Here is a 13,079-nt window from a genome sequence, read left to right as displayed (position 1 = left end):
ATAGTATGTTTATTACTTATCCTTGCCACCAAATACCGAGAAGTGCACATAACGTTTCGGGTTGGCTTTCAGGTCTTTCAATAACTCATTCAGGCTGTTTGTTGAGTTAGCCAGGTTATTATACACCTGTTTGTCATTCAGCAATAAACCTAATGAACCATCTTTGCTGTTCATTTTAGCAATAGTAGCCTGCAGGTCGGCCATGGCCTTACCTGCATTATCCAACGTTTGTTTAAGGTTTGATTTTGCGATATCATCGCTCACTTTATTAAAGTTTGATAGCGTGCCTGTCAGGTACTTATTAGTGGTTTTTAAGTTCGTGGTAATATCCTCAACATTAGCCATAATATGATCAATATGGACGCTTTGCTTGCCAACAAGGGCATCAACCTTTTGCGTAGTGCCTTCTAATGATTGCAATGAATTAGCTATGCTTGTAAAGCTGCGGTCAACATTTTTCTGGAACTTAGGGTTCATAATGTTGTTTACCGAAGTCAGTATCGAATCCATTTTAGCAATGATGGCTTCTGCTTTTTTCTGTACGGGCTGCAGGCTTTCGGCCAAACCACCCTGTACATAGGCCGATAAAGTATCTTTATTAGCGGCTTCCTGTTTGCTGTCGCCTAATTTAAATACAATGGCTTTACCACCAAGTAAGTCGGTGCTTGCCAGTTGGGCTATGGTGTTTTTAGGCACACTGTATTTTGATTGTACTTTAAACTCGGCCAGGGTGCGCCCATCGGCCAGTAAGGTCATGTTTGATACACGGCCAATAGGGAAGCCGTTAACCATAACCGGTTTTGATACAGAAAGCCCCTCTACCGAATTATAGACAGCGTAGTATTTATTATCTGATGAGAATACGTCGTTACCTTTTAAAAAGCTGTATCCTAAAATTAATATAGCTATGGTAATTACTGTTAATGCGCCTATTTTGGTTTCGTTAGATATTTTCAAGATTTCTTGTGTTTATATGGTGGTTTAGGTTTTTTAGTCAGTCAAATGGGCTCAATTTCCTTCTTGTAGCTTTTTATGGCACGCACGATTGATGCCACAATTTCATTTTGCCCATCTTCCGAGTTTAAATACTCTTCGTCTTTAGGGTTATTTATAAATCCTGTTTCAACCAAAACGGCAGGCATAGCGGTATGGCATAATACTAAAACGCCCTGTTCTTTAACGCCATCACTTGACCGGCCGTCTGTTTGTACAAACTCATCATTAACAAGGTTTGCAAACAGTATACTGTTTTTCCTGAATTTTTGTTTGAAGGCATTTAAAATAATCATCTGGCCGGGGTCATGCGGGTCAAATCCTAAACCATTGCCGCCCTTGGCACTGGTTTCCTCAAATAAGTTCTCACGTAAAGCCGCAACCTCTTCTTTATCGCGGTGTAAACCGTAAACCAATAACAATACGCCACGGCCCGATTGATCTGGTGAGCGTACCTTTCTGCCATTTACAATCCGTGTCCTGTCTGGCAATGAGTTACAGTGTATGGATATAAACAGATCTCCTTTTGCATCGTTTGCAATATCCGATCGTTTTTGCAGGCCTACACCATCGGGTGTGGTGCGGGTCATTACCACTTTTACATCTTTTAAGTCTTTTTGTATGGCCTTTTGTAATTTAAGTGCCAATGCAAGCGTTACTTGTTCTTCGGTAGAGTAAGAGCCCGATGCGCCCGTATGGCCACCGTGTCCTGCATCTACCACAATAGTTTTTACCCTGAATGCAGATGTGTCTGTTTTTGCGGCAGCAGTAAAGCTGTAGGATTTGACAGCCGACAAACAAAGTATTAGGGGTAAACAATAAATGTATCTTTTCAATGCCTTATTTTTCATTATTTTTGAGCCGCAAGTAAAACTATTTTTGCAAAAATACTATTCATAATCAATTTTGAAATTTAAACGCCTTTTTTTTCTCTTATTTCTTCTTTTCAACATCAATGGGCTGGCGGCTTCTTATAACTACGCAAAAACAGGTGGTTATAGTATGCGCGATACTATTATTAAGCTGAATCCTGTTAAAGATAGTAAACTAACCAGACAAAGAGGAAAGAAAGGTACAGATACTTCAAAAGTTAAAGCGGCAAAAGATACGACTAAGAAAAAGGGCAATAGTTTCGATTCGGAAATAAAAGCCCAGGCCGGCGATACTACTATTGCCATACATATACCATCTGATTTTTTGATCTTGCTGCATAACGCACGTATTTCTTTCGAAGACGCGTCGTTAGATGCCGATTATATCCGTGTTGATAAAAAGAATCACCTGGTATTTGCCCGCGGTGGCCGCGATCCGTTAACCGGCGCATATATTGGCCGGCCAATTTTTAAACAAAAAGATCAGGACCCGCTAATTTGCGATTCGCTGGTGTTTAATTACGTCACCAAAAAGGGTTTCATTCATAATGCCGCCTCAAAACAGGATGGTAATTTTATATCGGGTGGCGAAGCCAAGCGATTGAATGAAGAGGAGATAGCCTATCGCAATGTTTTGTACAGCACCTGCGATAAGCCATACCCCGAAACGGATTTTGGTATTGTAATTACAAAAGGTATTGCAGAGAAGCACATGATCATTTCGGGCCCTGCCTACCTTGAGATTGAAGGCGTTCCTATTCCAATTGTACTTCCTTTTGGCTTTTTCCCGAAGCCAGACCAACGCTCATCGGGCGCTATATTGCCAACTTTTGGCGAAGACCAGCAACTGGGTTTCTTTTTAAAAGGTTTTGGTATTTATTTAGGCCTCAGTGATTATATCGATTTGACCAATACAGCCACATACTATTCAAAAGGATCGTTTGATGTTAACTCGCTGGCACATTATCTTAAAAAATATAAATACCAGGGTACCTTATCGCTAAGCTTTGGCTACCATAAATATGGCCTTGAAACAGATCCTGCCGCTAAGGATTTTAATATACAATGGTCGCACAGCCAGGATGCGGCAGCGCACCCGGGTACTACATTTTCAGCATCGGTTAACGCGGGTACATCAAGCTTTTACCGTAACTCGCCGGCGCAAACCAACTATAATTTGATCGCGCTTACGCAAAATAACCTGCGGTCGAGCATAGCGTATGGTAAAGTATTTACAGGTACACCTTTTAACCTGTCTGTTAACCTGTCGCATAGCCAGGACCTGACAGCAAAAACAGTAACCTTAGAGCTTCCAACCTTTAGCTTGAACATGACCAGCTTAAGCCCCTTTGACAAGAAAGACAGGGTAGGAGAACAAAAATGGTATCAGCGTATCACGGTAGGTTATAGCTTGCAGGGTACCAACAAGATTAATAATGTAGCCGAAGATCAGTTATTTACTTCGCAAACTTTTTCAAAAAGGTTACAAAATGGTTTCACGCAATCTATACCGGTTAGCTTGAGCCTTAACATTTTAAACTATTTCCAGTTTAACTCAAGCATAAACTATACCGAACGCGATTATTTCCAAACTATACGCAAGCGTTTTGCCAGGGGTAGCGTTTCGGGCCTCGATTCGATGGTGGTTGATACCGTTTCAGGTTTCAGAAGGGCCGGAGATTATTCCATATCAACAGGTTTATCTACCAAAGTATATAATACCATGTTTTTTAAAGGTACGCTACAAGCCATAAGGCATGTAATGACACCGTCTATAAGCTTTCAATACCGCCCTGATTTTTCTGATCCGGGTTATGGGTATTATAAAACCATAGTTAGTAGTGCCACCATTCCGTATCCCTACACTTCACAAAAGTACTCTATATTTGAGCAGGGGGTTTACGGTGGCCCATCAGGGGGTAAGTCTGCAGGTTTAGCTTTTAGCTTAGATAATACCATCGAAGCAAAATTACGTGCCCGCAAATCCGATACATCGCAAACACCACGTAAAATACAGTTGCTGCAAGGGCTTTCCTTCTCTACCTTTTACAACTTTATAGCCGATTCGTTAAAGCTTTCGCCCATTAGTTTCTCGGGCCGCACATCTTTATTCAACAATAAACTCGGTATAAACTTTGGCGGTACGCTTAACCCGTATGTTAACCAGGTGCGCGACTCTGTATCCAATGGCCAGCTAATTAGGTATGCAAGGGTAATAGACAGGTACACTTTCCAGGATGGTAAATTCCCCACACTCACAAACTTTAACATGTCCATGAGTATCAGCCTTAACTCCGAAAGTTTACACCAGCCCAATAACCCTAATAACCAGATACAGCCCGGTTCTAATTTGCAGAATATGAACAAGCAACAGGCCGAAAAGCTTGCCCTGATCAACTCAAACCCCAATGCCTATGTCGATTTTAATATCCCCTGGAATATTAGTGTGAGCTATAGCTTTGCATACAACAATACCGGGGTATCTACATTTATCAGCAATTCTCTTAACTTTAATGGCGATCTGAACATTACACCCAAATGGAAAATTCAGTACTCATCGGGTTTTGATGTGAAGGCAGGGCAATTTACCCCTACATCAATATCCATTTACCGCGACCTACATTGCTGGGACCTGTCGGCACAGTGGATACCGTTTGGCTTTTACAAATTTTATAATGTAACCTTAAAGGTCAAGGCTTCTGTTTTGCAGGACCTCAAACTAAGCAAAAGGAAAGATTATTACAATAACGATTAATATGCTTGCAGAAATTATTACCATTGGCGATGAAATACTAATAGGCCAGATAATTGACAGTAATTCGGCCTGGATTGCGCAGCAGCTTAATGCTATTGGTATCCGCGTAAAGCAGATCAGCTCGGTATCTGATGACAGGCAGCATATTTTAACTGCCCTTGCCGAGGCGAAAAACCGTGCCGATATTATTCTGATAACCGGCGGCCTGGGCCCAACTAAAGACGACATAACAAAAACTACCATAGCCGAATACTTTGGCGTTGGGATGGTACAAAACGCCGAAGCGTTAGAAAACGTGAGTCGCATTTTTGCGAAATATAACCGCCCTTTATTAGAGGTTAACATCAGGCAGGCCGATATACCTGAAAACTGTGAGGTGATTATCAATAACAACGGTACAGCCCCGGGTATGTGGTTTAACCATGAGGGTAAAATATATGTATCGATGCCGGGTGTGCCGCACGAAATGATGTATATGATGGAGGAAACAGTGATACCAAAGCTGAAAGCTACTTTTGACCTGCCCGCCATTGTACACAAAACCATATTGACAGTAGGTGAGGGTGAATCTTTTTTGGCTGAAAAGATAGCTGATATTGAAAGTTCTTTACCTGCACATATCAAACTGGCATACCTGCCAAAACTGGGTTCGGTACGTTTACGTTTAAGCGCTTTTGGTAATGATGAAGCCGCATTGCACAACGAAGCTGATATGTATGCCGCGCAACTGATAAAACGTATTGGGCGTAGTGTGGTTACTGATGTTGACGTACCTATAGAGAAAGCCATATTGGACGAAATGGGCGCGCAAAACTTAACCCTTACAGTTGCCGAAAGCTGCACCGGCGGTTTTATATCGCATTTGTTTACACAGCATCCCGGTTCATCAAAGGTGTTTTTAGGGGGGGCGGTATCTTATGCTTATGAATTAAAGGAAAGCATACTTGGTGTTACCAACGAAACGCTTTGGGGCCACGGCGCCGTAAGTAAAGAAACTGTTATTGAAATGGTGGAGGGTGCGCTGCGCAACTTTAAATCAGACTATGCTATTGCCGTAACAGGCGTAGCCGGCCCCGATGGCGGTACTGATGATAAACCGGTAGGTACAGTGTGGATAGCCGTAGCTAACAGTCAAAAAACTTTTGCACATAAGTTTGTTTTTGGTAAAAAACGCATGCAAAACATTGAGCGAACGGCCATTACAGCAATGGGTATGTTGATAAAATTATTGCGCGGAAACGTGTCTGTTGACTGATTTTGTCTTAATTTTCGGGTTGTAAATTCAAGCGATAATTAATGGCCAAATATAAGTTGTTATTGCCCAAAATGGGGGAAAGTGTTGCCGAGGCTACCATTATTAAATGGAACAAAAATGTTGGCGACCTTGTTGAGATTGATGATACAGTAATTGATATTGCCACCGATAAAGTAGACTCCGAAGTGCCATCGCCTGTAAAGGGGCGACTGGTTTTGCAGCTTTGCAAAGAGAACGAGGTAATACAAGTGGGCGGAGTGTTGGGTATTATTGAAACCGATGAACCTGAAGCCCCATTAACCGCTGAGCAGGATACTGCTATTAAAAACTTTAAACTGCCCGATACCGATAATAATAATGCGCCAAAAGCTGAAGTTGTATCAGAAACACCTGCAGCCAGCCACGAAGAAGAATTTTTTCCTGAATTAACAGAAGATAAGCACGACGAAGAGATATTGCCCGAAGAAAGCACTGAAGCTGTACCGGGGATTAGCCAGTTAGATACTACAGCCAAAGCGGTAGTACCATCATCGGGTGCCAGGTTCTACTCGCCATTAGTGAAAAATATAGCTGTACAGGAAGGCATTACTCCGCAAGAGATGGATGCGATACCAGGTACCGGTTCCGAAGGGCGATTAACTAAAGACGATATTTTACTATACGTGCGCAAGCGAGGCACAGGTGCTGTGGCATCACCGCTTAGCACTCCTGCGCCTGCACCACAACAAACCTTACGCCCATCAGAAATGCTGGAGCAGCCTAAGTTTATAAAAACCGAGGCACCTGTTATACCAACCGTAATACCGCAGGCCGAAGCGCCAAAAGTAGAAACCCCGGTTGTGGAACAAACAAGGCCACAAGCTGTGCCCGAAAAATCTGCTACTGCTGCTGTAGCCCAATCCGTACCGCAAAAATCTGTTGCTGCAAGTGCTATTCAATCAGCGCCATCCAGGTCAACAAGTGGTGCTGATGAGATCATCGAGATGGACCGCATGCGTAAGCTTATTGCCGACCATATGGTAGCCAGTGTGCATACATCGCCACATGTAACCTCATTTGTTGAGGCCGATGTAACCAACATGGTGCTGTGGCGTGATAAAGTAAAGGCAGGTTTTGAAAAACGCGAAGGCACTAAAATAACCTTCACGCCAATATTTATTGAGGCTGTAGCCAAGGCGATTAAAGATTTTCCGATGATAAACGTATCTGTTAATGGTACGCAGATCATCAAAAAGAAAAATATCAATATTGGTATGGCGGCAGCCTTGCCAAGCGGTAACCTCATTGTTCCGGTTATCCGCAATGCCGATGAGCTGAACCTGGTAGGCCTTAGCAAAGCCGTAAACGACCTTGCCAACCGCTCCCGCACCAGCAAGCTTCAGCCCGATGAGATAAAGGAGGGAACTTTCACCATCACCAATATTGGTTCGTTTGGCAATGCTATGGGTACGCCCATTATTAACCAACCGCAGGTGGCTATATTAGCAGTAGGTGTTATCAAAAAGAAACCTGCCGTTATAGAAACCCCTACAGGCGACGTAATTGCCATCCGCCACATGATGTTCCTGTCGCTTTCTTATGACCATAGGGTAGTAGATGGCGCCTTAGGTGGCTCATTCATCCGTCGTGTGGCTGATTATTTGGAGAACTGGGATCTGGATAGGGAAGTGTAGGTTTGGTAACCATCACGTCATTGCGAGGCACGAAGCAATACTAAACTATTAAGGTTATCAACGGGCATTCCAGATTAGCATTATCTAAGATTGCTTCGCTATCACTCGCAATGACGGTATTCGTATTATTTACTCGCCGTAACCTCCTCCACAAATCTATCCGTCCGCCCAAAGGCATAACCTTGTTTTAATCCCCAGCGGATAAACTCGTCTATTCGTTCTACAAAAGCATCTCCTGTAACTTTAGTAACATATCCCGGGAAACCGAATTTTTCCGGCTGATTAATATCGGTAAACTCCCATGGATGAAAGTACAGGTTAAGGTAACCGTCTTTTTTATGGGTTTTTTTGCACAGCCATTTCAGTAATCCTAATGGCAGGTTATGAAAGCTTAGCCAAAACAAAGGGAAGCGCAGCAATGGCGATACCGATGTTGGCATTTGAAATACACCATCCTGGTAAAAATACGTACGTGGTTTATTAAAATTATTGTACCGGCCCGGCAGGTAGGTAGGGTTAATGGATGAATTATATACGTAACCGGCCTTAAATATCTCTTGCTCATCCACAGGTTGCATGCGTGGCATACGGTAGCCTTTTATGGTTTCGCCGGATAATTGCTCCAGCCTGTCTTTCGATAGCTTTAAATGTTCAGGCTTAAAATCCGAATGGTAATAACTATGCGAAGCTATTTCGTGACCGCTGTTAACTATCTGTTGTATAATTTCAGGTTTGTGATCAGCGTAATTGGCCGTGCAGTAAAATGTTGCTTTCACATCATGCTTTTGCAGTATGTCGAGTATCTTAAGTGTACCTTCGGTTGATATACGGAGTTGTTCGTCAAAAGCTATCTGTTTGCCATATTCAAACGGCATATCAAACTCCTCAATATCAAAGCTTAGCAGTATCATCTTTCAGGTTGGTTGAGCGTATAATATAATTAGGGCGTTGTTTGGCCTGCATAAACAATTTGCCAAGGTAAGTACCAATAATACCAAGTACCATCAATTGCATACCGCCAAAAAACACAACGGTGGCTAAAAGTGATGCCCAGCCGGCAGCTTCAAACTGGGGCCTGAAAAAATAGCTGTACAAAATATAGGGGATGTAAAGCAATGATGCCAGAGAAAAGAATATACCCACACCGGTAGCCATATAAAGCGGCCTCACACTAAATGCCGTGATACCCTCCACCGCGAATTTGAACATCCGCCGCAGCGTATATTTGCTCTTGCCCGAAAAACGCGCCTCGGCCTGGTAATGTATGGCATATTGCTTAAAGCCCAGCCATTTTATCAAACCGCGCATAAACAAGCCGTTCTCGTTTAGCTGTACCAGCACGTTGGCAACCTTACGGTCTATCAGGCGGAAATCGGCAGTGCCTTTTTCAAGTTTGGTATCCGATAACGAGTTGATCATGCTGTAAAACAGGTCGCTGGTTTTGGTTTTGAATATGGTAGTATCATCCTGATACTCACGGGTGCTGTATACCACATCATAACCCTCTTCCCATTTCTCAATAAACTGGGGTATTAGTTCGGGCGGGTGTTGCATATCCCCATCCATACTAATAATGGCATCGCCGGTAGCAAAATCATAACCCGCTTTCAAAGCGTTCTGGTGGCCAAAATTCCGCGAAAGCTCTAAATAGAACAGGTTATTGTCCAGTTTACCAAGCCCCTTCAGTTTATCTAAAGTACCGTCAGAGCTGCCGTCGTCAATAAAAATAACCTCATAATCATAAGAAGGCACACCCTTCAGTACCGCGAGCAACCTCGCGGCCAAGGCTTCAATATTGCCTTCCTCATTAAAAGATGGTATTACTACCGAAAGTTTCTTTTTTATCATGCTATTGCCGGTACCGGCGGTTCTTCTTTAAAATCCCGCGTCCAGGTTTCGTAAACTATTTTAAGCCATACTATAAATACAGGCAGGGCTTTTAATCCATATTTTTTGGTCAGGTGTTCGCTTAAATACCGCGGAAACAAGTCTGACGGTGAAAAGCTGGTGATCACGATTGCAAAAATGATTAAAAATATTTCAAATCGGGTAACCGGCCTGTCCAAATTCATATACCATATAGCCACGCCCATAAAAGCGATGATATACGTTGGCGATTCGGAGCTGCTGCTATAAATAATAGGGAATATCAGTGTTGAGCATAATATCAGTAACTGGAACTGCAGGTTTTTATAACTTTTAAACCTGAGGTATGATGTGAAGAACAAGATAGTTGCCGGGATAAGCACCTGTATGTCCGATAGGTAAATATCAAATATTCTCCTTATCATACCCTTAACACCAATATCCTGCATGCGCGATGCATTGTTCTCTACATCTTTCGCGGCAAGGCTATGGTACCAGTCCTGGTAGGATTGTATAACAAAAGCCGGCGATGATACCAGCATGTTCAACCCCATAAGCACCACGGCCCAGAATATCAGACCCCAGATAAATTTGATCTTATTTTCTGAAAAGAAAAAGAATGCCAGCCCAACAATGCCATACAACTTAATATAAGTGCCGATAATGATCATGAGCGCCGCCCAAAAATCTTTTTCCCTGCGGATGAAGATAAAGGTGAACAACATTAGCGAGGTAATAAACGGGTTTACCTGTACACTGAATGACGATGTCATCAACTCATGCGCGCATATCAGCAATATCATCAGTTGCTTGTTCTTATCAAAGGGGAGCATGGTTACCGCCTTGTATAATATCCAGGTATTGAACAGGCTCCATAGCATAACGCCCAGCCAATCGGGTAATATGGCAAAGGGCGCTATTATTAAGCCAAAAAACGGCCCGTAATGGTGGCAATCTTCAAACAACTGGGGGTAACGCAGGTAAATATTTTTTTGCTGGATGAGGTGAAACCACGACCATTTATATAACTGATAGTTATTAATGCTGTGCATAATTACCTGCTTTAAAGCGGCAATTGTACTCAAGCCAAACCAAAGCGTAAGGATGAAGTATTTATTGGTAAAAAGAGCTTTTATTTTTTGCATCAAATAGCCGAAAAGCAAATGTAACGCATCAAAGATAACATTAGTGCCCGATTTTATTATATTCGTTCAACCAAACCTGAATGCTTTATGACTTTAAGTGCAAAGCGCCTTGCCTTTTGTGTTTTGATTGTACTACGCGCCCTAAACATCAGCGCCCAGCAAACTGTTCCCTTATTTTATGAGAAGGTATACCTGCATACCGACAGGGATACCTACATGCAGGGCGAAGACATTTGGTTTAAAGCCTATCTGGTTAACGCGCAAAACAATAAGCCCATTAATAACAGCCATAATTTATATGCAGAGTTAATAAGCCCCGGGTTAAAGATCGTTCAGCGCCACGCCATCAGGTTAGAGAATGGTTTAGGCAACGGCGATTTTAAGCTACCCGATACCATTTCGGCAGGCACGTACCGCATCAGGGCGTATACTAACTGGATGCGTAATTTTGGCGATAGTTTTGTTTTCGAAAAGAACATCACGATTATTAACCTTTCGGGAAAGAAAGCTACAGTTGCAAACCTTAACCGTTCCATAAAAAAAATAAAGCAGAAGGAATTGCTTGGGTTAAAATCCGATACCCTGGTTTCCCGTCCTGTTATCCGGTTTTTCCCGGAAGGCGGCTCTATGGTGAACAACGTGAGTTCGGTTATTGCCGTAAAGGCTGAAGATGAGCAAGGGCGGGGCATTGCAGTATCGGGGCAAATATTCGCTTCATCAAACAGGTTAGTTGCAAAATTTAGCTGCGATAGTTTAGGTATGGGTAAATTTACGCTCCAGCCGGATGAAACCCAGCAATATCGCGCCGAAGCGACAATAAAAGGCAAGCCATATACATTTAAGTTAAAAGATGCCCGGATAAAAGGTTTTACCCTTGGCGCAAGTAATGTTGACCCCTTCATCATTGCCGAAATTAATTGCAATGTTTACTCTTTAAGCGAGTCGGGTGGGTCAAATCTGGTTATTATGGGCGCGCATGCGGGTAAAACGCTTTTTAAACAGCAGATAAGGCTGCAGGAGCGGAGCATTGTTGTGCAGATACCAAATGCAAACTTCCCTGAAGGTGTATCGCTCATTACTTTATATGATGAACGTGCTTTGCCTTTAGGCGAGCGTTTAGTGTATGTACATCATAATAATAGCACCAGATTAAATGTTAGCACCGATAACAGATCATACCAGCCCAAAGAAAAAGTTACTGTTAAAATTAAGCTGTGCGATAGTACCCGGACAAACCTGTCGCTGGCGGCTGTTGATATTGGAATGGTTCCTGTACAGCCAGAAAACATAGTATCGTACCTGGAGTTACGTTCGGAGTTAAAGGGTAATATAGAACACCCCGAAAGGTATTTTGATACCACTAATACCGAACGTTATAAACAGCTTGACCTGTTGCTGCTTACCCAGGGCTGGCGCGATTTTGTTTGGAAAGATATTGCCGAAACAAAATTTAAACAGCAATATGATGTTGAGCAGGCATTAACGCTTACGGGCCGGGTGCGAAAGGTTTGGAGTGATAAACCCTTAGCCAATATGAATATCACCATGTTTGCGCCCAAGGCAACCGGAGATAAGCTGTTTTATACACAGTCGGACTCATCGGGCAAATTCCGGATAGACGGGCCAATATTATATGGCTATAACTACATTAATTTTAACTCACGCCGGAGTGATGGGTTAGAACCAGATGGAAAAAGCAAGGGAAAAACAGGAGGCTGGATAAAAATAGATTCGCTGTTTCAGGATAAGATGGAAGTTAAGCCAGACAATGCTTTTACTGCAGATACGATACCCATTAGCCCCGACCCGCTGATAGCCCGTGAAAAAATTAAACAGCAGTTTACTTTTGAGGGTATCAATAGCCTCAAAACAGTGCAGATAAAAGGTTATAGTAACGCTTTGCCAACAGACGTTATTCCTGTAACTATGGCCGAGCAAAAAGAGTATGGCAGTGTTGGCCAATATGTTGTAAACCGCATACCATACGCTCATTGGGAAATGAATGATGGCGAACAGCCAATGATATTTACAGGTTGGAAACCCCCGTATAAGCATAAGGTGAGCGTTCGCGGACTATACTCGGATAATTCAAGAATAACTATGCCCGGAGAACGATATCCCGGTGACGATGAATTTTGGGGCCAGCCAATGGATAGGGTGCTTAAGGTAACCATCCGCGGCTACCAAACTGTAGACGGGAAGGTTTATAGCGTAGAACTTTTAATGCGCCCCGGATCTATGAAAGTGAAGGATATTTTTGATAACACCATGGCCGATGTTGTTGGCTATACCCAGGCCCGGGTATTTTACGCGCCAAAGTATCCATCAACAGATATCAAACCCGATTACCGTACTACTATACATTGGGAGCCTAATATTACCACCGATGACAAAGGCGAAGCGACCATTACTTATTATAACGCCGAACCCAAAAGCCAAATAAAGCTGATTGTGCAGGGCGTAACAGATAAAGGAATCCCTGTAGCAGCTGTGGCACAATATGATGTTAAATAAATACGG

Annotated in this window: 9 protein-coding genes; 4 read left to right on the top strand and 5 right to left on the bottom strand. The window is 42.8% G+C overall.

Features of this window, described 5'->3' with window-relative positions; translation table 11 throughout:
- Nucleotides 1–12: 12 nt before the first annotated feature.
- Nucleotides 13–957 (bottom strand): MlaD family protein, encoded by a 945-nt coding sequence (locus tag KXQ82_RS07650; RefSeq protein WP_219487595.1) that lies wholly within the window; start codon nucleotides 955–957, stop codon nucleotides 13–15.
- Nucleotides 958–998: 41 nt separating this feature from the next.
- Nucleotides 999–1,790: an N-acetylmuramoyl-L-alanine amidase family protein gene (locus KXQ82_RS07645; protein ID WP_219487594.1), complete on the bottom strand. Its 792-nt coding sequence runs from the start codon at nucleotides 1,788–1,790 to the stop codon at nucleotides 999–1,001.
- 205 nt (nucleotides 1,791–1,995) lie between these two features.
- Here KXQ82_RS07645 and KXQ82_RS07640 point away from each other — a divergent pair, with 205 nt between their 5' ends.
- Genes KXQ82_RS07640 through KXQ82_RS07630 form a run of 3 tightly spaced genes read left to right on the top strand, consistent with a single transcriptional unit; the run spans nucleotide 1,996 to nucleotide 7,548 of the window.
- A complete protein-coding gene (locus tag KXQ82_RS07640; protein ID WP_255563514.1) occupies nucleotides 1,996–4,620 on the top strand; it encodes a putative LPS assembly protein LptD in 2,625 nt (874 codons plus the stop codon).
- A 1-nt stretch (nucleotide 4,621) separates the two neighbouring features.
- On the top strand, nucleotides 4,622–5,875 hold the full coding sequence (locus KXQ82_RS07635; protein WP_219487592.1) for a competence/damage-inducible protein A: 1,254 nt from the start codon (nucleotides 4,622–4,624) through the stop codon (nucleotides 5,873–5,875).
- A 41-nt stretch (nucleotides 5,876–5,916) separates the two neighbouring features.
- On the top strand, nucleotides 5,917–7,548 hold the full coding sequence (locus tag KXQ82_RS07630; RefSeq protein ID WP_219487591.1) for a dihydrolipoamide acetyltransferase family protein: 1,632 nt from the start codon (nucleotides 5,917–5,919) through the stop codon (nucleotides 7,546–7,548).
- Between the two features lie 125 nt (nucleotides 7,549–7,673).
- On the opposite strand, the gene KXQ82_RS07625 is transcribed toward KXQ82_RS07630, so the two are convergent.
- Genes KXQ82_RS07625 through KXQ82_RS07615 form a run of 3 tightly spaced genes read right to left on the bottom strand, consistent with a single transcriptional unit; the run spans nucleotide 7,674 to nucleotide 10,559 of the window.
- Nucleotides 7,674–8,459, bottom strand: a complete 786-nt coding sequence (locus tag KXQ82_RS07625) for a polysaccharide deacetylase family protein (RefSeq protein ID WP_219487590.1) — start codon at nucleotides 8,457–8,459, stop codon at nucleotides 7,674–7,676.
- Nucleotides 8,440–9,396, bottom strand: a complete 957-nt coding sequence (locus KXQ82_RS07620; RefSeq protein ID WP_255563513.1) for a glycosyltransferase family 2 protein — start codon at nucleotides 9,394–9,396, stop codon at nucleotides 8,440–8,442. The genes KXQ82_RS07625 and KXQ82_RS07620 overlap by 20 nt, the downstream gene beginning before the upstream one ends.
- Nucleotides 9,393–10,559, bottom strand: coding sequence for a glycosyltransferase family 87 protein (locus KXQ82_RS07615; protein ID WP_219487589.1), 1,167 nt, complete (start codon nucleotides 10,557–10,559; stop codon nucleotides 9,393–9,395). The genes KXQ82_RS07620 and KXQ82_RS07615 overlap by 4 nt, the downstream gene beginning before the upstream one ends.
- An 87-nt stretch (nucleotides 10,560–10,646) precedes the next feature.
- Between KXQ82_RS07615 and KXQ82_RS07610 the strand changes: the two genes are divergently transcribed.
- Nucleotides 10,647–13,073, top strand: a complete 2,427-nt coding sequence (locus tag KXQ82_RS07610; protein WP_219487588.1) for an MG2 domain-containing protein — start codon at nucleotides 10,647–10,649, stop codon at nucleotides 13,071–13,073.
- The last annotated feature ends 6 nt before the right edge of the window (nucleotides 13,074–13,079 follow it).

Origin of the sequence: Mucilaginibacter rivuli (genome assembly GCF_019391655.1) — a bacterium.
Classification (GTDB): domain Bacteria; phylum Bacteroidota; class Bacteroidia; order Sphingobacteriales; family Sphingobacteriaceae; genus Mucilaginibacter; species Mucilaginibacter rivuli.
The sequence above is the reverse complement of the archived record's forward strand: the minus strand, read 5'-3'. Positions and strand labels throughout refer to the sequence as shown.